Below are 21,447 nucleotides of genomic sequence, written 5' to 3'. Positions count from 1 at the left end.
TCGGCCGAGCGGCCGAGAAGCCAGGCGGTTGAGCAATTGACTGGCCGAGCGGCGCCGGCCAGCGCGCCGCCCGCCGAGGGCAACGGTCAGCGCAGTTTCGCGCCGGCCGTTTCGCCGAGTTGGGCCGGCTTGCGGCGCAGGAAATACGCCGCGACGATCGCGAGCGCCGTCGATACCGTGAACCAGAACTGGAAGCGCGAATCCGGGTTGAATGCCTGCGAGCCGAGCACGGCGACGAGCGCCAGCAGCGCGACCCAGTTCGATACCGGATAGAACCACGCGCGGAACGCCGTCGGGTCGCGTCGCTCGTGCTTCGTCTGCCGGCGCATCGCGAAGTGCGCGACGATGATGAAGATCCACACGATCATCACGAACGCGCCGCTGCTTTTCGCGAGCATCAGGAACAGGTCGCCGCCGCTCACGAAGTGAACGCCGAGGATCGACACGCAGATCGCGAGGCACAGCACGAGCGCGTTCATCGGCACGCCTTTCGCGTTGGTACGGCCGAACATCGCGGGCGCGTGACCGCGCTGGCTGAGCGAGAACAGCATGCGCGAGTTCGAGAACAGGAACGAGTTCATCACCGACATGAACGACACGAACAGCACGATCTTCATCGCGACGGCCGCGCCCGTGAACCCCGCCATGCCGAACAGCGACACGTACGGCGACTTCAGGTTGGCCTTGTCCGTCCACGGCATGCACAGGATCAGGATCGACACCGAGCCCACGTAGAACACCATCACGCGCACGATCACGCTCTTGATCGCGCGGATCACGTTCTTGCCCGGGTTCTCCGATTCGCCCGCGGCCACGGCCGCGATTTCGCTGCCGCCGAGCGAGAAGATCACGACCATCACGCCGGCGAGCACGGGCGAAATGCCGTTCGGCATGAAGCCGCCGTGATCCGTGAGGTTCACGAGCCCGGGCGCCGGAATGCGCGGCTGGAAGCCGAGCAGGATCGATGCGCCGAGCGCCATGAACACGATGATCGTCGCGACCTTCGCGAACGACAGCCAGTATTCCGCTTCGCCGAACGAGCGCACCGAGTACGCGTTGCTCGCGATCAGCGTCACGAGCATGAACAGCGCGCCGGCCCACACGGGCAGCCACGGCAGGAAATCGTTGAGGATCGCGCCGAGCAGGATCGCCTCGACGGTGATCGTCATCATCGACTTGAACCAGTACAGCCAGCCGACCGCGAAGCCGGCCCATTCGCCGAGATAGCTGCTCGCGTAGGTGGAGAACGAGCCGCTGTCGGGATTGCGGGACGCCATTTCGCCGAGCATGAACATGACGAGCGTGACGATCACGCCGCCGATCAGGTACGACAGGATCGCCGCGGGGCCGGCGGTCGCGATGATCGCGCCGGAGCCGACGAACAGGCCTGCGCCGATCACGCCGCCAAGCGCGATCATCGTGATGTGCCGTTGCTTGAGGCTTTGCCTCAAAGAATTGTCCTGCATCTCCTACCTCTAGTTATTGTTGGCCGGGAACGCATCGGGCAGCGGCGGCAACATTCTGCCGCCGGGGGTGCCGATGTCGGGGGAGCGTGTGTGACGCGATGTGCCGGGCCGCCGGCGGTGAGTCGGAATGGCGGCCGCGAAATGCCGGTCGGTGCCCGCGAGAGGGCGATGACGACGGCAACCCGGATTGTGGGCGGACACCGCCGTCACCGCAAACGAGATATGAGAAGGACGTCTTGCGGTTTGCTCATCAATTGCCGTGGCGGCGACAAGCGTGTGCGTGTGTCAGATCGGCTTGACGAACAGCCCGATCGTCAGCAATGCGCCGATGCAGACGATCCCGATCCGCAGCACGCGTTCGTTCACGCGATGCAGCGCCCACGTGCCGAGCAGCCCGCCGACGATCGCGCCGCCGCCGAGCGCGAGCGCCTTGCCCCAGTGCAGGTGCGGCGACGTCAGGAACAGCACGACGGCCGATGCGTTCATCACGCCCGCGAGCGCGTTCTTCGTCGACATCGCGTGACGCGGCGACAGGCCGGCCATCGTCAGCACGGCCATCATCAGGAAGCCGAGCCCGCCGCCGAAGTAGCCGCCGTAGATCGCGATCATGAATTGCGAGAACGCGGCGGGGACGGTGCCGAGGTGGGCCGTGCCTTCGCCCGGCTTGCGGAAGAAGCTGCCCCACGCGAATACGATCGTCGCGAACAGCACGAGCCACGGCACGAGGCGCGAGAAGATCGACGAAGGCGTCTTCAGCAACAGCAGCCCGCCGAGCGCGCCGCCGACCACGCTGATCGCGAACATCGCCCGAAACGACAGCTTGCCGATGCCGCGCACCATGTTGCGGCTCGCCCAGCCGGTCGTGACCTGAGCGGGAAACAGCGCGACCGTCGACGTGATGTTCGCCGAGAGCGGCGACATGCCCGACACGATCAGCGCGGGCAGTGTGACGAACGCGCCGCCGCCGGCGAGAGTGTTCTGCAGGCCGGCCCACAGGCCGGCGAGGATGACGAGAGCGAGCATGAGTGCGGGAACGGGGAGGTGGCTGGAGGCCCGCTTGCTGGAAGCGGGCAGGCGCGGCGGACGCTCGATGGTAATGCAGGATCGCGGACGCAGGAAGGCAGTCGGGGCGTGCTGCGCGATGCGGTGCGGGTCGTGGTGTGTCGGCGCGATGTTGCGCGGCTCGTCGATGGCGGCCGCGCCGATTGCAATCCCGGCGGCGACACCCGGGCGACGCGTGTCCGCTCACATGGAGATCGCCGTGGAAAGCCGGATTTAACGCTTCATTACGATAGGTTTACCGGAAAGGTGCTAAATTCGCGCATCGATATCTCGAAAAGTGGCGAGGGCAGACAGATGCTGAAGAAATGGGCCGGAATGGCAGCGATGGTCGGCGCGATGGTGGCGGTCTCGGCGCCTGCCGTGGCAGGTGACACGAACAACGCACTGGGCGGCGCGCTCGGCGGTGTCGCGGGCGCGGCGGTCGGCAACGCGGTCGGCGGGAGCACGGGCGCGATCATCGGCGGGGCCGTGGGCGGCGGCGCAGGCGGCGCGGTGACGTCGAACAAGCGCGAACGCACGGGCGCCATCGTCGGCGGCGCACTGGGCGGCGGCGCGGGCACTGCGGCGGGCCACGCGATGGGCGGCACGACCGGCGGGCTCGTCGGCGCGGCCGTCGGCGGTGGCGCGGGGGCGGCGCTGGGCGGCCACGTGTCGCGCAACAACTCGCGCTCCGACGATTACTACCGCGGCAACAAGCACAAGAAAAAGAAGCACCACAAGCACGACGACTGACCGGCGCTTTCCGGCGGCCTTCGATGGCGCCGGGTTAGCGTGCGCGAACGGCAACGGCGGCGCTCAGGCCGCCGTTCCGTTTTCGGTGATCAGCGCCCTGAGCACCAGATCCGAGATCGTGCGATAGGCCGCGTCGAAATCGTCGCTCCCCAGCGCGCGCTTGCCGAGCACCAGCAGCATCTGCGACGCGAAATCCGCATACGACTGCGTCGCTGCCCAGATCAGGAAGAACAGGTGCTCGGCGTCGACCTGCCGGACCTTGCCTTCGTCGATCCAGCGTTCGAGCACCCGGATGTCGTCCCGCAGCACCGGGATCAGTTGCTTGCGGATCTCCTTTCCGTAGGTCTTCGCGCCGCCGATGATCTCCAGTGCGAACACCCGCGATCCATGCGGGCGGTTCCGAGAAAATTCGAGCTTGGCGCGGATATAGGCCGACATCGCTTCCGCCGGCTCGCGCTCGGGCGCCGCGAACTCCCGCATCCTGCCGAGCCAGTCCCGCAGGACGTCGTCCAGCACGCGTCTGTAGAGCGCCAGCTTCGTCGGGAAGTAGTACATCAGGTTCTGCTTCGACAGGCCGGCCGCCGCCGCGATTGTCGCAACGGAACTCCCTTCGAATCCATACGTGGAAAACGATTCCTCGGCGGCGGCGAGAATGGCCGCCTCGAGGGTATCGCGCAGCGCTTCCCGCCGGCCGGGTGGCCGGGCGGGCGGCTCCGCGGTCGGCGCGGACGGGTTCATCGCTCGATCCTCCACCGGCATGTCGGGCCGCAGCCGCCGCGCGCTCAACGTGCGTTCGCTTCGGGATAGGTGATGTGTTCCGGCGCGCGCTGCATGATGACCTTCCCGCCGCGCAGCGACGTACGCACCCTGGCCTGCTTGCGAATCACCTCGTAGTCGCTATCGGCGTCGAGGATCAGCAGATTGGCCGGCCGCCCGACGGCGATGCCGTACCGGTCGCCGAGGGACATCGCGTTCGCGCTGTGCTCGGTGACGAAATCGAGGCACCGCTGCAGGTCTTCGTATCCGAGCATGTGGCACACGTGCAGGCCCACATCGAGAATGCGCAGGATGTTGCCGTTGCCGACGGGGTACCACGGGTCCTTGATCGAATCCTGTCCGAAGCACACGTTGATGCCGGCGCGATCGAGCTCCGCCACACGCGTGATGCCGCGCCGCTTCGGGTAGGTGTCGAACCGCCCCTGCAGGTGGATGCTTTCGGTCGGACACGAAATGAAATGAATCTCCGAGCGCTTCAGCAGCCGGAACAGCTTCGAGCAATAAGCGTTGTCGTAGGAGCCCATCGCGGTCGTGTGGCTCGCGGTGACGCGCTTGCCCATCCCGCGTACCCGCGCTTCCTCGGCGAGCACTTCCAGGAAGCGTGATTGCGGATCGTCGGTTTCGTCGCAATGGACGTCGACGAGGCAGCCCTTGCGCTCCGCGAGATCCATCAGGAACTTGATGGAGCTCACGCCCTGGTCGCGCGTGTTCTCGAAATGCGGAATGCCGCCGACGACGTCGGCGCCCATGTCGATCGCGCGCTCCATCAACGCGCGGCCGTTGTCGAACGACTCGATGCCTTCCTGCGGAAACGCGACGATCTGCAGGTCGATGAGATCGCGCGCCTCTTCCCTGACTTCGACCATCGCCTTCAACGCGGCGAGCGTGGGATCGGTGACGTCCACATGCGTGCGCACGTGCTGGATGCCGTTGTCGCGCAGCATCCCGATCGTCGTGTGCGCGCGGGCTTTCGTATCGTCGTGCGTGATCGTGGCCTTGCGCTGGCCCCATCGCTCGATGCCTTCGAACAGCGTGCCGCTCATGTTCCATTCGGGTTCGCCGGCGGTCAGCGTCGCATCGAGATGGATATGCGGCTCGACCAGCGGCGGGATGACGAGATTGCTGCCGGCATCGATGACGTCGTTCCCTTGCGGCGTCAGCGGCGACGGCTGGAGGTCGATCGCACGGATCGTGTCCGCATCGAGGTCGATCGTGAAGAGGCCGCTACGGCCGCGCAATCTGGCGTTGATGATCTTCATGTGGGTTCCTGTCGTTCGAGTGGGGCCGGAAGGGCGCGCAGCGGCATCATTCGCCCTGGACGGACGGCTCGCGCGAGAACGCGCGGGCAACCTGCAGCAGCACGATATACGCGGCGGCGGACGCCGCGATGCCGACGATCGGCGCGATCCACGGCGAGGTGTAGGCGAGTATCGCACCGATCGCATAGGCGGCCAGGCCGACCAGGTTGAAGCGCGGCAGGCGGGCGGTCGCAAGCGACGGGTAGGTGCCGCGATGGCGGTACCAGTAGTCCGCCATGATCACGCCGCCGACGGGCGGAATGATCGAGCCGAGCAGCACGAGGAACGGAATCAGCAGCTCGTACATCCCGCCGACCGCGAGCACGATGCCGATCGCCGCGCCCACGAGGACGAGCGTGCGGCGCCGTTCGGTGCGCAGCAGGTGGCAGCCGGCGGCGGCCACGTTGTACATCGTCGGCCCCTGGATGGTCCAGAGATTCAGGCACAGCATCACGACCGCCGCGATCGACAGGCCCTGCAGCATCATCACCTCGACGATGTCGGCCTGCTGATAGACGATCGCGCAGTACGCGCCCGCGACGATCATCAGGCCGTTGCCGGCGAAGAACCCGATCATGCTGGCCGACACGGCGCTGCGCGCGCTGCGGGCGAGGCGCGTCCAGTTGGTCGCCTGCGTGGCGCCGCTCGCGAAGGTGCCGATGACCATCGTCACCGCGGCCGAGAACTGCATCGGATGCGTCGGCATAACGTGCTTGAGGCCGGCCCACCCGCCGATATCGCGGGTGGCGATCCACATCGACGTCATCAGCAGCACGAACATCAACGGCACGGACACGCGCGACAGCACGTCCATGCCGCGATAGCCGATGATGGCCGTGATCGAGAAGCCGAAGCCGAACAGGATCATCAACGGCGTGGTCACCGACGCGGGCCAGCCGAGCAGCTTGACCAGCACGATGGCGACCGTCGCGGTGCCCCACGCGTACCAGCCGAGTTCCGCGAAGCCGAGCAGGAAATCGGACAGCTTGCTGCCGACTTCGCCGAAGCAGAAGCGCCCCATCAGCACCGCGTTCAGGCCGCTGCGCGCGGCGATCAGCGCAAGCGACGCCGCATAGGCGGCGAGCAGCAGGTTACCGATCACGGCGATCTGGATCATGCTGACGACATCGAAGGCGACGCCGATCTTGCCGCCGGCGAACATCGTCCCGGTGAAGAACGTGAAGCTCAGCAGCACCATCGTGATGGACAGGAAGCCGGTGCGTTTCTCGAGCGGGACTTCGCTCAGCGCGAATTCCCCGTGGTTCGACCCGGCAGTCGGGCGTGCATCCTGGTTCGTGGGCATCTCTTCTTCCGTGAGCGATCGGGTTGTGGGCCGAAGGAGGTTGCGGAAGCCCGTGCACGGGCAGCGGACGGGCTGTTGCTGTTTCTATTTCTGTTTCAGTGCGTCATTCTCTCTGGCCAAAATTTTTACAAGCGTAAAAATTTGACGTGTGCGCGGCGGTCGGGAAAGCGCGCTGCGGTTGATCGCCCGGGCGCGCTGGGGGAGTTGTGACTGCGGGAACCGGCTTATCCGGGATTGACGTGACCCGCGTATCGATCGGGGCGAGGCCCCGATCCCGACGAATCGCTGGATTCAACCACGAAAGAACGTGGCCTCGATTCGTCAGGCCGTTCCCGAGGCCGTTCTCCAAGATTGAAATGGCCCGAAGCAATCAGGCAGGTCAGTCACGGTTTTCTTGAGGGCATTGGCCATCGTGACAGCCCCATAGCCGGCCAGCGCGGGGCCATTCTTCGTCCTGGGAACCAGCCCGTAGCCTTCCTCGCGAGGCTGGTGGATGAGCATGGTCAATCGGCTTGATCGCTCGACCAGCGTTCCGATCGCAGACCGGTTCAAGCCGATGATCAGTTTGTTTTCCCAATGTCCGGGTACAGCACGATCTTGAGCTTCCGCCGCAGCCTCGGGACGGGGAAGTCCCTTTCATTCGGATAGGTCCGACTCAGTCTCGATGACCCATCGATACAACCATTGACGCTGCACAACCAGCCCCCGCTCGGCCCCTTCGTCAAATTCCCGCCGACCTCCGGTCGGCGGTCAATTACCAGCCTGCTTCGTAGGTTCTGTTTCTCTGCCATCACGGCCTGACTGCAAATGTCCACAGGGACACTTAGCATCTGACTTTCTACCTGCCATTGGTAGGCCGTCGTTGATTGACGGTTTACGGTCGGTCGGCAACGGGCAAGTACAAAGCCATCTAGCGCAACAAATCCATTACCTCATTGGCCGCCCGGATCCCGGACTCTAATGCTCCTTCGAAATAGCCAATACATTCCGTCGCTGTTTCAGTGCCTGCCCAATGAATGCGTCCGAACGGCTCGCGAATGCTGCTCCCGTATGAGGTTAGCACGCCGGGCGGCATGTGGGATGCGTATCCGCCGAGCGCCCATTCATCCGTCGTCCAGTCATAGTCTGCATAGTCGAGTGGCGCCGCCGCTTCGTCACCAAAATAATGCACCAGATCGGCGACGATATGCTCGCGGCGCGCTTCCTGGCTCAGTCCGCTCAGTTCAAGTGCGTGATTTCCTTCGATTAGACCGACCAGCACGCCGATGCTTTCGTCTTCCGGCGACTGATCGAATACAAAGCCAAGATGATGGCCGACGCTGGCAACCGAGCCATTAAGCCCGTGACGGCGCCAGAAGGGGGTGGGATAGGCTACGTGCATCTTAATGACGGCTCCCATCTGCATTCTTTGCAAAAGTCCCGCGCGCTTAACGGGCAGCGGCGGTACGAAACGAATGCGGGATGCAAGCGGGGGAGGGGCAGTGACGATCGCGTACGAGGCTTCGAAAGCGCCTTGTGCACATGTTACGCGCACGCCGTTGGCATTTTGCTCGATAGCGCTCACGGCCGCATTCAGCACGATGCACCCGTCCAGACGCTCTGCCATCCTTTTCGGGATCTGCCAGGCGCCGCCAAGGAACTTGTCCTGCTGAGCGCCGCCTTCGACCGCCATCATCGCTTCCAGGCCACCGCCCTGTCGCAGGCATTCCAAGAAGAACAGATAAGAGACGTGAAGGGACTCCGTGCAAGTGATCGCGCTTGTGACAAGGCGTGCAAAGTCACGAGCAGCGGTAGTATCAACATGCTTGTCGAGCCACACCTCGATAGACATCGAATCCCATTCGAGCGCGTTCTCTGCCAACCACGGCGCGCCGACGGGAAGAGTCTGCATGTCGCGCTTCCAGCGGTGCAAGGTGAGACCAAGTTCCAAGGTGGATAAAAAAGGAAGCTTCGGCGTGCTCGAGTAGGCATGAACCTTGCCGTCAATATTTACAAGGCTGTTACCGCTCGTATATTGACGGTACATTGGTACGTCAAGTTCGATTGCCTGCTGACGCAGCAGGTTTTGTGACGCGCCGACCCATTGCCCACCGAAGTCGACCGTTTGCCCCCCAACCTCTCCCGGCATTGACCGCCCTCCGATTCTGTCGCGCGCCTCGAGAATCAGAACCCGCTTCCCGGCATTCTTCAGCTCGAGCGCGGCTTTCATTCCTGAGAGGCCCGCCCCAATAATGAGCACATCTGATTTTTGGTTTGCCACATCATCGATCGTTGTCATAGTACGCCCCTCTTGGTCACATTTTTTGCTGCGCTCGATCACGACATGCCCTTCGTCCAGCGCAGCCTACTTCAAGAAAACTCTCATCCCGCTGTCGATCCGCCCGTGACGCCGATGGTGCTCATGGCGTTTCGTGGGCTGGCGACCGAGCACGAGTTGCCACGTGGCGCCTAGGGCGATTGCTACCCAAGATGCCGGAACGTATTGTTATAGGTCATAAGACCAATTTTCGCAAGTTATCTGACGATATCTGACGATATGTCGCAGGGGCGTCAACCAAACAGTATGCGCTCGTCCTCTGCCTTCGAAACCGGTGTTCGACCGGTGTGGTGATGCATTACATCAGGCATGCAAAATATCAGACAATTTGCCTGGAAACCCGTTTTTCCCCGCTAGATCAACCAAATTTCGGCTACGTCGATCAACTGACGATACCCCATCCGACCTTGAGGTTGGATGGCGTTTTGCGCACCGCAGCAGCATTGTGCGTTGCACGTCCTCAAGTTTTGTTGTATAACGCGTTTTAGGTCGGATGACATATTTGTGTGTCCGGAACACGATGAATGCCGGTCCGCATGGGCACGGCGCGTGTCATTTACCGAGTTGTCGCAGAGTCGCGGCCCGAGTGACGGCGGATGATCATGGGCGCATCCGGCATCTCATTTTGAAAGGAAACTACCATGGCGTACGAAAAGGCCGAGTTGGAACACATTCTCAACGTTCAGCGTGCGGCATTCCTTGCCGAGGGGGAGGCTTCCGCAGCGGTACGAAGGTCGCGCGTAGCGCGGCTCGCGATCGCAATTCTTTCCAACTTCGATGCGATTGCGCAGGCTCTCAGTACAGACTACGGCAACCGTCCGCCCGAACTGACCAAGGCGCTCGAAGCGTTGCCGTGGTCCGAAGACATTCTCCATACGCTCGACAACCTCGAGAAGTGGATGGAGCCCGAGGAAATTCCGGGGGGATTCATTCAGCAAAAGCCCAAGGGCGTCGTCGGCGTCATGGGGGCATGGAATTTCCCGCTGACGCTAACATTCGAGCCGGCGCTGAGCGCGCTCGCCGCCGGCAATCGCGTCATGATGAATTTTCCGGAGTATCAGGTTCATACCGGACGCCTGCTGGCAGATATTGTCTCGAGCACGTTCGATGAGGCTGAGGTAGCCTTCATTCACGGAGACCTGTCGACGTCACAGTCCTTCTCAGGGTTGCGATTCGATCACCTGTTTTTCACCGGCTCCCCCAAGATCGGATCAATCGTCGCCCAGGAGGCCGCAAAGAACCTCGTTCCTGTTACAACGGAACTTGGCGGAAAGAATCCGGTTGTCGTGGCGCCTGATGCCGACCTGGAATTGGCCGTCAGCCGAATTGCTGCCACGCGTGTCGTGAACGGTGGGCAGGTTTGCCTTTGCCCGGACTATGTTTGGGTACCCAAAGGCATCGTGACGGAGTTCGTTTCCAAGCTTATCGCCGAATACAACTATATATTTCCCACCTATCTGGAGAATCCCGCGGTTGTTTCCGTTGTGAACGAGCGAAATTTCGATCGTATCGTTGGCCTCGTGGATGATGCGGTCGCGAAGGGCGCAAAAAAGTATATTGCGGCGCCTGAAAGTGAAGCCGAGCGGTTGCCTAATCGTACGGCGCGAAGAATTCCGCCGACTATCTTGGTCGATGTGCCTGAGTCGGCAGAGATTTCCGATGAGGAAGTATTCGGCCCCGTGCTTGTCGTATACGGTTACGACGACACGCAGGAGGCTATCGATTACATCACGGCACGTCCCGCGCCACTTGCCGCTTACTGGTACGGCGAGGATGGTGAAGACTTCCGGCGTTTCCTGGAAAGCACGACGAGTGGCGGGGTCACGCGGAATGATGGATTGCTGCATGCACTGCTGCCGGGGGCGCCGTTCGGTGGAATCGGCAACTCTGGCTCCGGCGCCTATCACGGCAAGGCCGGATTCGATACGTTCACGCACCGTCGCTCAGTGGCCGCGGTCACTCGTCCTGACGGAGTCGCAAATCCGCTGGTTGGCGGATCGCTAGTTTCGGAGCAAATGCGAGGTTATCTCGACGGGGCGATTGCGTCCGCCATCGAAGCGTTCGAGGCCAGGCTGCCCGATACGAAATAAATCAGGTGTGTCGCGATGTCGGATCGCGACACACGTATATTTTGCTTCGATTTTACTCTTCACATCCTGAAAAATGGTGAATGTTTATTCGTGAGCGCCGTGCAAATCTTTTAAAATAGAAATCCGGTATTTCGAGGGCGCTCACGACGAAACTGTTTCCTCGCCAGGCATAAATCGCATGAGGTAATTGTAATGTGGCCTTCCAGTGAGTTTTTAGATGGATTTGATGGCGAAATCCAAAATAGGGCGTTTGCACTTCGCGCTATTGGGCGTCTTTCAAATCGTCTTGACGGCGATCCGCGCCAGCCACTCTGGGCAGCCTATCTGAAGTTGGAGGAGTTCAATGAGCCAATCTATCATGAAGCAGCAGCCCGATGGGCGATGGATGTGACTCCGAGAACCGGGACATTGATTAAGGCATGGATACTCGGCTCTGTTCCGAAATTTCTTTTAAGACCATTCTTGAAAATCGTCTATTCAAAAACGGTAAAATATTGCGATGAACTTCGCAAGATAAGAAGTATCGGGCCATTAAGCGCCAAAGAATTCCTTGATTACATGGTTGATCAGGAGGATTTCCAGATCGAAATGATGCGGCTCTCACTCGATGGCAAAGATGTTGTTCTGGCCCGGAAAATTGATTCGTTCATCGCAACGTACGATCAGAAATTCAAAGTCAGCCAACATGGCTAAAAGTCGACACATTTGACGCACCAGGGCTGCGACAGAGGTTCTGAGTTGTTGCTGCGATGACAAAGCGATCACTCCGACATCTGGGGCATACATCTCGCAATATACTCGCTCGCCGCTCGATGGCGCCTGAGCTCGACCATGCGCCGCATACGTTATCGGGCAACCATTTCGCTCCAACACCTGAGCAGAAGAAACTGGTTGATCCGGAATCCGATCCCGTCACGCGAAAACTCCGCTATGTCACCTGATCAAGAATCACTTCTTCAAAACCGGTCTTTTTGGCAGTATGCCTATGGAGCGTATTCGCCCAATCCCCCCTTGACGGAAGATCTCAAGGTTGACGTCGCGATCGTCGGAGGCGGCTTCACGGGGTTGAACACGGCATGGCAGTTCAAGAAAGACAACCCCAATACACGCGTAGTCGTGCTTGAAGCCGCGATTGTCGGCTTCGGCTCCAGCGGTCGCAACGCAGGCTTCAGTACCAAAATGTTCGGCCTTGAGCCCGAAATGGTCTTGCTGCGCTGGGGTAAGCAGAAGATGGTTGACGCCCATCGCTATTTGCAGCTCGCGGTCGAGCACACCAGATGCCTGATCGCGGAGCACAATCTTCAGTCGGACTACTGTCACGCTGGGCTGGTTCGTGCCACGTATACGAAGCAGCAGCTGGGCAGAATGCAAAAGACCTTTGAGCTATTCCAGCAGTTGGGCATCGACGACGACATGGTGTGGCGGAGCGCAGAGCAATTTCAGCAGGACTTCCACTCCGAGCGCTTTGCCGGCGGCATTTACGAATCGGGAACCGGATACCTCAATCCGTGCAAGCAGGTCCGATCCCTCAAGAGCCTGGCGGAATCAGTCGGTATATCTGTTTACGAAACGACCCAGGTCACAAATATCGAAAGGATGCCATCTGCAATAGTTGTCAGCACACCGAATGGAAAGATCACGGCGGACAAGCTGGTCATTGCGACAAACGCATACACCCGAGATATCCCCGGCCCGAAAAGGGTCCGCTCACGCCAGTATCCACTCTGGACCTATCAGGTCGTCACTGAACCTTTGAGCGAAGCCCAATGGAACAGCATCGGCTGGACCGAACGGCAATCCTTTGGCGATAACCGACAGATGCTGCACTACTTCAGACCGACGGCGGACGGTCGGATCATAATGGGCGGTGGCGATGCGATCACGTACAGGACAGGGGCATTGAAAGAGGTTTCCGCGCCAGCGGCGTGGCAGCATTGCGAAGACCATCTCAAATGGATCTACCCTCAGCTCAAGAACACGCGCATCGACTATCGTTGGGGCGGCCCTGTCTCGGTAACCGCAGACATGGCCCCCGAAATCAGCTTCATCGAAGACGAGCGCATCATCTACTCGGGCGGATGTTTTGGTCACGGTGTTGCGCTGACGCATCTCAATGGCCGAACCATCGCCGACCTGCTTGCCGGGACGCAATCGGAACTGACGGATTTCTGGATCGTGAACCGAAAGTCGTTGTCGATGACGAGCGACACACTCTCTTATCTCGGGGGCAGGGTGGCTCGCCAGGCACTAAAGTCTTGGGATTGGTGGGAGGAGAAAGGTCTTAAAAGGTGACGTCGGAGGGTGGTGGTCTCTTGGGCGGTGCATGAGCATTGACGACCAATACGGCTGATCGTAAAGCGCTATACCTAACATGGCAGCGGCAGCTATTATTGATTGGTTTAACTGGTGGCGAATTGTCTTTATCGCTGCCACTATTGCCGCTCAAGCTAATCTCGATCGAAGGATGTTATGTCGAGAGTTTGAACGAACTTCGCGAACTTGTAGAATTGGCTCGCCGTAGCAATCTTCCACCATTGCCGACATATTGCCGATCACTTCATGAGGCGGAGGCCTCGCTAGCGGATCACGAAGCTGGTCGAGTGATTGGTCGGGTCATTCTCGTTCCAGAAGTGGATGAGCCGAAGTGGGCTTTCCGGGTCTGAATTCGACTTGGCGATATTAATCGAATGGCGATAGTTAATTTTCCGAAATTTTATTGGAATAAGTGCTGGGAAATCGATTATAAATCGCCACAAAAAGATCTCGTGACGCTATTGAGTTTGAAGCATCGTACTTACAGTCTCGGTGTGCTGCCCAACTTCGTTGCCACCTGAAAAACTGGACGCCTTTTTGGCAAATCGTTCGACCTTTGAGGAGTCGCATTAAATGCATCGATCGGGCCGGCATTGCTGGTGCGGCACAGTCTATTGAGTGGTTGCGCGATCCTGAGCCTCGCTTCAACCTACCCGCCGGGGCACCCAAGCGGGTGTGTGAAAAATTTCCATACTCTACCCCTTTGAGATTTGGCCGTATGTGTAGTGCTTTGAGCCCCCTCATGGCATGGAAGCGACTGTGATAATCGCTTTCACGGCCTCATCCTCGATACCTTTTATATCCGACGGGAAGCGATTGCGCTGAGGGATCAATACCAATAACCCTTCGATTTGCCCCGCAATAAGCGCAGCACGGCGCGCAAGCACATTTGGCGATAACTGCGGATTGACGGCCGCTACGAATCCACTAATCATACGGCGCTGGAACAGATACGCGTCTTCCATGCTCTTTCGCGCAAATTCCTGCATTTGCGCGAGCGCCCAGAAATTGACAAAGAGGCTTTGGGTTCGGGGCTGTTTGCCGTCTTCGATGAGCAAGCGGACAAGCTTCTCCAATCGTTGCTCGGGGCTGAGCGAAGCATCAATGCGAATGCTTTCATAGTTTCCCGAGTATTCTGCGATGGTCTCGGTAATGATCGCCGCAAAAAGATCTTCACGCGTCGGGAAGTAGTGCTGCAAATTCGATAGCGCCAAGCCCGCGCTGGTCGCCACCTTTCGCATGCTAAGCCCACCGTAACCCTCGGCCGCGAAAATCTCGATGGCACTCGCAAGGATGCGAGCAACCGTGTTCCGGCCGCGGCCCGTCAACACACGTTTCGTGCCGGCGGCTTGTGGCTCAATGGACACATCCTGGTTGCGATTTTTTTGGGCACTTTCGTCTTTCATCGGTCTCACGGCTATTGGGTTAGCTTCCTGGTTTGAACGGCAAGCGTATTCTTCGGGTCGAAACAGTCAAATACAGGTCGCGTGACCTCATTCGTGCAGCGGTGGCTTGGCAAACTTTCGTTGTCTAACGCCGGGTAGAGGCGACGTGAGCCAGGGGCCACAACTTGCGCCGGAACGAAGGCATGCAGCAAGACCACATTGTAGGCTTGGCGTTCACGTTTCGCGTGCAAAAAGCAATTGTGGATCATTGTGCCGCGGTCGGGCGTGTGCCACCGAGGCCGTGTCGATAGGCTCTTGTCCTTCCTGATGGCGCATCACAGATCTGTGTTCCGTGCGCCCATCTTTCCCTTAAAAGCTCATTTTTAGGTCTTAACGACTAAATTCAGCGCGCACGACCATATCGTCGAATCGTCGCGGGAGCTGGGCGCGTGCTCGCAGGAATGAAGTTTGAGGGGGCACTTGCAGTCAAATTTTAGTCAATGAAATCAATGGCTAACTCTACCTCTCGCTCCCCGTTCGCTGTACTTCCACAACGGGCAAGGGTTTAGCCTTAGTTGCGACCAAAAAATCCGCTGTGTATAACGTCGAATAGGTCATGCGACCCATTTTCGATCGAGCGACGAGCAATCAGCCGGGTAAGAGCGGCATACCTTCATGCGGAGCCCAGAACCCCCAGTGGCATCGCCTGGTGTCTTCCGGAAGCCCCGCCCAAAGCGGGCCTGCGCCGATCGCGGTGTCGCGGTCCGTCCATGGATTTCATGGGAACCTGAAATGAAGTGGATTGCGTATCGACTATTCGCTATCTGAAGCAATAGCGTTCCTTATCGAGGTCCTGCATGGCTCACGGCGAATCGCCGTGTTCTGTGCGCGAGAAAGAAGGCAAAAGGAGAGTGGCAATGAACAAGCGGAAATTTTCAGTTGCGTCGTGTTTGACCGCCTCGCTGTTGTTGGCCAGCGTGGCAGCCGTCGCAGAAGGCGACCTGACGCCCGCAGGCGCGGAAAGTGCGGCAAGCAAGGACGGTCTCGTGCCGTCGTTCGCTGGGCGGCAAGCTCCTGCATCCGGTTGGGAGTGGGGCAAGTTTCGTGGTGGTTTCTGGAAACATCGTGCAGAGAAGCCGCTTTATTCGATCGATGCCTCGAACGTCGACAAGTACGCAGACAAGCTCTCTCCCGGTGAGATTCAGTTGGTCAAGCAACTGAAGGGCTATCGTATGGACGTGTATCCGTCACACCGCGAATGCCAATTGCCCGATTTCGCTGAACAAAACTCGAAAGCGAATCTAACGGCAGCGAAGCTCGATGCGTCCGGCGAAATGATCCAGACCGCCGCGTTTCCCGGTGTCGCGTTTCCCCAGCCGAAGACTGGGGCCGAAGCGATCCTCAACTACGAAACCCGGTATCGAGGCGTAGGAGTCGAATGGACACCGATCATCACTGCGATTTCCCCGCGTGCGGGCAGTAGCGATTGGATCGATGCAATCGGCCCGCAGGTCTTTTACTTCCCCTACGGGAAGAGCGGCAAGACGGCACCGCAGGATGTAGATCAGCTCAGCCTGGCCGCTTACTTTTCGGCAACTTCCCCAGCCGCATTGGCCGGGCAAGCGTTTGTTCAGCGTCAGTATTTCAACCGGGATTCAGAAACGTACTACTACTTTCCGGGTCAGCGCCGCGTGAGACGCATGCCGGCCTATACGCACGACGCACCGCTGATCGGCTTCGAGAACCAGTACTTGATCGACGAAGCCAACATGTTCAACGGCTCGATCGACCGCTTCAACTGGAAACTCGTGGGCAAGAAGGAAATGATCGTTCCGTACAACGCATTCGGCATGTACGCGTTCAAGGACAAACTGCATGACGTGGCGGCACCTGGCGGAATCTCGCCGGACCACCGTCGTTACGAGGTGCATCGCGTATGGGTCGTCGAGGCGACGGTCAAGCCCACCGCACGCCATGCTGCGTCCAAGAAAGTGTTCTACCTCGACGAGGACAGCTGGCTCGCGCTCGTCGGCGAAGACTATGACGCGCAAGGCAAGTTGTGGAAGGTGCGCGAGAGCTACCCGATTCCGGTGTGGGAACTGGGCGGTGCCTGCGACAACGAACCGTTCGTCCAGTACGACTTGATCAACGGACGATACGTATTCGACGGATCGTCAGTCGGTCAGGGTAAGGACCTTCGCTGGTACGAGCGCGCCGACGATTCGCGCCTCAAGTCCGACTTCTTTACGGCGGAATCGCTGAGATCGGCCAGCGAACGCTGATTGCCGTAGTCAAAAAAAGAAAACAGGCCCGACGTGCGCACTCGCGCGTCGGCATCCGGTCTGGAGATGGGTGGGTGGTGCGATGAAAGCAAGCAATATCGTTAAGAGTACTACGGTGTCGATTGCCATGCTGGGTGCGGCAACGTCGACCGCGTACGGGTACGAGTTCACGCTCGGGGACGGCGCTGTTCAGGGGTCGTGGGTGACCAATCTCACGGCGGGTGGCGGGATCCGGACCAGGAGTCCGAGCTGCTCGCTGACCGGCGATCCGAACGCATACGGCTGCGGTGCGGCTGCCAACACGGATCAGTGGGGTTACGGCGACAACGGCGACCTGAACTACCGCAAGGGGCAGCCGTTCAGCACCTACGTGAGCGCGACCAGCGAACTGCTGCTGAAGATGCCGGGCGAAGGGCTCAAGTTCATGGTGCGCGGCACGGGCATGTACGACTTCCTCGCCGGGAGAACGGCTAGAACGCCGCTGTCGAGCACGGCGGCCGCGCAGGTGGTGTACAACGCGCAGCTGCTCGATCTGTGGGCGCAGAAGGATTTCACGATCGGCGGTCGCAACGCGCACGTGCGGCTCGGTAACCAGGTGATCAACTGGGGCGAGAGCATCTACGCGCAGAGTGGCATCAACGCGACCAACTCGATCGACGTCCAGAAGCTGCTGATCCCGGGTTCGCAGCTCAAGCAGGCGCTGCTGCCGGCGCCGATGCTGAGCCTCGCCGCCGATCTTTCCCACGGCTTCAGCACCGAAGCGTATTACCAGTTCCAGTGGAACGGCAACCGCCTTCCGCCGGTGGGTTCGTACTGGTCGCTGGCGAACGTCATCGGCCGCGGCGCCGAACCGTTCACGATCAACGCGAACAACCCCAACGTCGCAGGCCCGGGCGTCGGCACGATCGCCAATGCGATCGGCGGCGGGGCCGCGGCGGGCAACCAGGATACGCTGAACGCGATCAAGAACGGGCTCGTCAACGGCGCTTTCGCCGGGCCGCCGTTCAACGACCTCGGCATTCCGGTGTCGACGCAGCTGCCCGCGAAATACCGGCCGCAGTTCGGCGTGAAGTTCAATTACTCGCCGCGCTCGTTCGATGCGAACTTCGCGTTCTACTACCTGAACTACACGGACAAGTCGCCGGTGCTGTCGACGCTGTCGAACGGCACCGCGCAATGGTCGTATCTCCAGAACCGGCAACTGTTCGGCGCGAGCGCGAACTTCGGGGTCGGCCCGTGGGCCATCGGTACCGAGCTGTCGTATCGGCCGCGCGATGCGGTCGCGTTGTCGAGCTGCTACGGCGCGGGCGGCCCGACCGACCTCATCACGAACGGCGTGCAAGGCGTCAACTGCCAGCAATGGGCCGACAAGAAGAAGTTCCAGCTGGATGTCAACGGGCTGCTCGCGCTGACGCGCAGCGAGTACCCGTTCCTGAAGCTGATCGCCGCGGATTCCGCCGCGTTGACCTGGGAACTCACGTGGATCTACTACCCGGGCCTCGGTTCGGACGTGACGCGCACGGTGGACGGGCAGCCGGTCACGCAGGTGCCGGCCGCCGGTTACTTCCCCTGGCTGAACAACAACTCGGGGCTCGGCTATCCGATCACGCAAGGGCAGGGCACGTCGAGTTCGGTGGGCGCGACGGTCGACTTCAACTGGACGTATGACGGCTCGCTGATCCCCGGCTGGCAGGTGACGCCGGGCGTGACGTTCAGCACCGGCCTCTACGGGTACACGCCGACCTTCACCGCAAACTACATGCAGGGTGCGAAGTCGGTGAACGTCTACGTGCTGTTCAACCAGAATCCGCCGAAGTGGCAGGCAGGCATCAATTTCGCGGCGTTCTTCGGCGGTCACCAGTCGGTGGGCAATCCGTATGCGGACCGCAATTTCGTCGGTGTGTTTGCTACCCGGAACTTCTGACGCGCGCGCGTCGGGCATCGCCGGAATACATGAAGGGGTAATGCAGTGCTCAATCGTCTGGTCAGCCGCCTTGAAAGGCTATTCTTCGGTCATCGCGCGATCGTGCTCGCGGCGATCGGCCTGTTCACCGTCGTGATGGCCGTGTTCGCGATGCAGCTGCGCATGGATGCCGGCTTCGAAAAGCAGATGCCGATCGGCCACGAGTACATCCGCACGTTCCAGCAGTACCGGAACGACCTGCTAGGCGCGAACCGGATCACCGTCGTCGTGCGCGCGAAGCACGGCTCGATCTGGACGCCGGACGGCCTGACACGGCTGTACAAGGTCACGCAGGCGGTGACCTACCTGCCGAATGTCGACCGGATCGGCGTGCGCTCGCTGTGGACGTCGAATGCGTTCGTCAATGAAATCACCGACGAAGGCTTTCGCGCGGAGCCGATCATTTCCGGCACGATCACGCCGGACCAGCTGACGCCGGAGATCGTCGGGAAGATCCGTCGCGCGACGACGCTGGGCGGCTATGTCGGCACGCTCGTGTCGCACGGCGAGGACAGCGCGATGATCACGGCCGAGCTGAACGAGCGCGACAGTGCGGGCAAGGTGCTCGATTACGTCGCGTTCAATCACTTGCTCGAACAGAAGATCCGCCAGCCGTTCGAGGATGCCGGCTATGAGGTGCAGATCATCGGCTTCGCGAAGCAGATCGGCGACATCGCCGACGGCGCGAAGGCCGTGCTCGGCTTCTGCGCGATCGCGCTGTTGCTGACCGCGCTCGCGGTGTACTGGTATTGCCATTCGCTGCGCTTCACGGTGCTGCTGATCGCGTGCTCGCTGACGTCGCTGGTCTGGCAGTTCGGCACGCTGAAGCTGCTGGGTTTCGGCCTCGACCCGCTCGCGGTGCTGGTGCCGTTCCTGGTGTTCGCGATTGGCGTGTCGCACGGGGTGCAGCAGGTGAACTTCATCGTGCGCGAGATTTCGCACGGGCACAGTTCATACGAGGCGGCGCGCCGCAGCTTCAGCGGGCTGCTGATTCCGGGCGTGCTGGCGCTGATCACCGCATTCGTGTCGTTCATCACGCTGCTGCTGATCCCGATCCCGATGGTGCGTGAGCTGGCAATCACCGCGTCGCTCGGTGTCGCGTACAAGATCGTGACGAACCTGATCCTGCTGCCGGTGGCCGCGTCCTGCTTCAACTTCACGAAGCGCTACGCGGACAGCGCGCTCAAGCGCGGCGAACGGCGCTCGGCATGGCTGCGGCCGCTTGCGCGTGTCGCGCAGCCGAAGTATGCGGGGGCGACGGTCGCATTGACGCTGGTCGTGTTCGCGCTGGCCGCGTGGCAAAGCCGCGATCGCGTGATCGGCACGCTGCAGCCGGGTGCGCCGGAACTGCGCGCGGATGCACGCTTCAATCGCGACGCGACGTCCATCGCCGGCAACTACGACATGGGCCTCGACTGGCTGACGGTTGCGATCGAGTCGGCCGGCAAGAGCTGCAACAACCCGGCGGTCGGACTGTACGAGGACGATTTCGCGGCGGCCATGCGCACCGAGCCGGGCGTGGTGTCCGTGCAGTCGTACTCGGGCATGCTGCGCGGCTACAACCAGGGCTACAACGAAGACTATCCGAAGATGAGCGTGGTGCCGATCGACCCGGAGAACTACGGGGCGGTATCGGTCGACGTCGGGCGCGTGAAGGGCTTCATGAAGGCCGACTGCACGATGTCGGCCGTGCACCTGTTCCTGACGGACCACAAGGCGACGACGATCAACCGCATCCTCGACGACGTGAAGCAGTATCGGGCGTCGCATCCGTTCCCGGGTATCGCCGTGCGGCTCGCGGCCGGCAACTCGGGCGTGCTGGCGGCGACCAACGAGGAAGTCGCGGGCAGTGAGCTGCCGATGATGCTGTACGTGTACGGCGCGATCCTGATCCTCGTGTTCCTAGCGTACCGCGACTGGCGCGCGATGGTCGCGTGCTGCGCGCCGCTGTCGGTTGCGACCTTCATCGGCTACTGGTTCATGAAGGAGCTGCAGATCGGGCTGACGGTGGCGACGCTGCCTGTGATGGTGCTCGCGGTGGGGATCGGCGTCGACTACGCGTTCTATATCTACAACCGGCTGCAGGTGCATCTCGCCGGCGGCCAGCACATCGTGAAGGCCGTGCAGCACGCGATGCTCGAGGTGGGCGTCGCGACGATCTTCACGGCGATCACGCTCGCGATCGGCGTGGCGACGTGGAGCTTCTCCGCGCTGAAGTTCCAGGCGGACATGGGCAAGCTGCTCGCGTTCATGTTCATCGTGAACCTGGTGATGGCGATGACCGCGTTGCCCGCGCTCGCGTCGCTGCTCGAACGCTGGTTCCCGCGCCGCAAGCCGGCCCGCGCGCCGGGTTTGTTCAGTCACTGAAGCTCGTGAACCTGCCGATGGAGATTCGTTCATGGTCAAGACGCTAACTGTTTGCGCCGTACTTTGCATCGCGGCGGGTGCCTTCCCGCGAT

At 60.9% G+C, this 21,447-nt stretch carries 15 protein-coding genes and 1 pseudogene; 8 read left to right on the top strand and 8 right to left on the bottom strand.

Features of this window, described 5'->3' with window-relative positions:
* Positions 1 to 86: 86 nt before the first annotated feature.
* Positions 87 to 1,466 (bottom strand): amino acid permease, encoded by a 1,380-nt coding sequence (locus VK92_RS19350; RefSeq protein WP_048023304.1) that lies wholly within the window; start codon positions 1,464 to 1,466, stop codon positions 87 to 89.
* 285 nt (positions 1,467 to 1,751) lie between these two features.
* Positions 1,752 to 2,489 (bottom strand): sulfite exporter TauE/SafE family protein, encoded by a 738-nt coding sequence (locus VK92_RS19345; protein WP_048023303.1) that lies wholly within the window; start codon positions 2,487 to 2,489, stop codon positions 1,752 to 1,754.
* Between the two features lie 333 nt (positions 2,490 to 2,822).
* Between VK92_RS19345 and VK92_RS19340 the strand changes: the two genes are divergently transcribed.
* A complete protein-coding gene (locus VK92_RS19340) occupies positions 2,823 to 3,260 on the top strand; it encodes a hypothetical protein (protein ID WP_048023301.1) in 438 nt (145 codons plus the stop codon).
* Between the two features lie 63 nt (positions 3,261 to 3,323).
* On the opposite strand, the gene VK92_RS19335 is transcribed toward VK92_RS19340, so the two are convergent.
* The 5 genes and pseudogenes from VK92_RS19335 to VK92_RS19320 all read right to left on the bottom strand — a co-directional run bounded on the left by VK92_RS19335 (position 3,324) and on the right by VK92_RS19320 (position 8,958).
* Positions 3,324 to 4,046, bottom strand: a complete 723-nt coding sequence (locus VK92_RS19335) for a TetR/AcrR family transcriptional regulator (protein WP_231616466.1) — start codon at positions 4,044 to 4,046, stop codon at positions 3,324 to 3,326.
* Positions 4,043 to 5,296 (bottom strand): cytosine deaminase, encoded by a 1,254-nt coding sequence (gene codA, locus VK92_RS19330; protein ID WP_048023298.1) that lies wholly within the window; start codon positions 5,294 to 5,296, stop codon positions 4,043 to 4,045. Before codA ends, VK92_RS19335 begins: the two co-directional genes overlap by 4 nt.
* A 46-nt stretch (positions 5,297 to 5,342) precedes the next feature.
* On the bottom strand, positions 5,343 to 6,638 hold the full coding sequence (gene codB, locus VK92_RS19325) for a cytosine permease (RefSeq protein WP_048023297.1): 1,296 nt from the start codon (positions 6,636 to 6,638) through the stop codon (positions 5,343 to 5,345).
* A 483-nt stretch (positions 6,639 to 7,121) separates the two neighbouring features.
* Positions 7,122 to 7,247, bottom strand: a pseudogene (locus tag VK92_RS43035) (IS30 family transposase); the annotation flags it as partial.
* Positions 7,248 to 7,548: 301 nt separating this feature from the next.
* Positions 7,549 to 8,958: a flavin monoamine oxidase family protein gene (locus tag VK92_RS19320; protein ID WP_331457517.1), complete on the bottom strand. Its 1,410-nt coding sequence runs from the start codon at positions 8,956 to 8,958 to the stop codon at positions 7,549 to 7,551.
* A 638-nt stretch (positions 8,959 to 9,596) separates the two neighbouring features.
* On the opposite strand from VK92_RS19320, the gene VK92_RS19315 reads away from it, so the two are divergent.
* From VK92_RS19315 to VK92_RS41915, 4 genes are all read left to right on the top strand, one after another.
* The gene (locus tag VK92_RS19315) at positions 9,597 to 11,045 is read left to right on the top strand and encodes an aldehyde dehydrogenase family protein (RefSeq protein ID WP_048023294.1); all 1,449 of its coding nucleotides are present in this window, start codon (positions 9,597 to 9,599) and stop codon (positions 11,043 to 11,045) included.
* A 192-nt stretch (positions 11,046 to 11,237) separates the two neighbouring features.
* Positions 11,238 to 11,738, top strand: a complete 501-nt coding sequence (locus VK92_RS41920) for a hypothetical protein (protein WP_131723262.1) — start codon at positions 11,238 to 11,240, stop codon at positions 11,736 to 11,738.
* Between the two features lie 318 nt (positions 11,739 to 12,056).
* Positions 12,057 to 13,337: an NAD(P)/FAD-dependent oxidoreductase gene (locus tag VK92_RS19310; protein ID WP_226145451.1), complete on the top strand. Its 1,281-nt coding sequence runs from the start codon at positions 12,057 to 12,059 to the stop codon at positions 13,335 to 13,337.
* Between the two features lie 38 nt (positions 13,338 to 13,375).
* Complete coding sequence (locus VK92_RS41915) at positions 13,376 to 13,708, top strand: hypothetical protein (RefSeq protein WP_131723263.1); 333 nt, start codon at positions 13,376 to 13,378, stop codon at positions 13,706 to 13,708.
* A 390-nt stretch (positions 13,709 to 14,098) separates the two neighbouring features.
* Here the strand turns inward: VK92_RS41915 and VK92_RS19305 are convergent, their stop codons facing one another.
* Positions 14,099 to 14,764, bottom strand: coding sequence for a TetR/AcrR family transcriptional regulator (locus tag VK92_RS19305; protein WP_048023289.1), 666 nt, complete (start codon positions 14,762 to 14,764; stop codon positions 14,099 to 14,101).
* An 896-nt stretch (positions 14,765 to 15,660) separates the two neighbouring features.
* Between VK92_RS19305 and VK92_RS19300 the strand changes: the two genes are divergently transcribed.
* The 3 genes from VK92_RS19300 to VK92_RS19290 all read left to right on the top strand — a co-directional run bounded on the left by VK92_RS19300 (position 15,661) and on the right by VK92_RS19290 (position 21,355).
* Positions 15,661 to 17,025 (top strand): DUF1329 domain-containing protein, encoded by a 1,365-nt coding sequence (locus VK92_RS19300; RefSeq protein ID WP_048023288.1) that lies wholly within the window; start codon positions 15,661 to 15,663, stop codon positions 17,023 to 17,025.
* Positions 17,026 to 17,107: 82 nt separating this feature from the next.
* Entirely contained in the window at positions 17,108 to 18,949 is a 1,842-nt protein-coding gene (locus VK92_RS19295) for a DUF1302 domain-containing protein (RefSeq protein ID WP_048023287.1), read from the top strand.
* A 45-nt stretch (positions 18,950 to 18,994) separates the two neighbouring features.
* Entirely contained in the window at positions 18,995 to 21,355 is a 2,361-nt protein-coding gene (locus tag VK92_RS19290) for an efflux RND transporter permease subunit (protein ID WP_048023286.1), read from the top strand.
* Positions 21,356 to 21,447 lie beyond the last annotated feature (92 nt).

The sequence above is a fragment of the Burkholderia sp. LK4 genome, from assembly GCF_001043615.1.
GTDB lineage: Bacteria > Pseudomonadota > Gammaproteobacteria > Burkholderiales > Burkholderiaceae > Burkholderia > Burkholderia cepacia.
The sequence above is the reverse complement of the archived record's forward strand: the minus strand, read 5'-3'. Positions and strand labels throughout refer to the sequence as shown.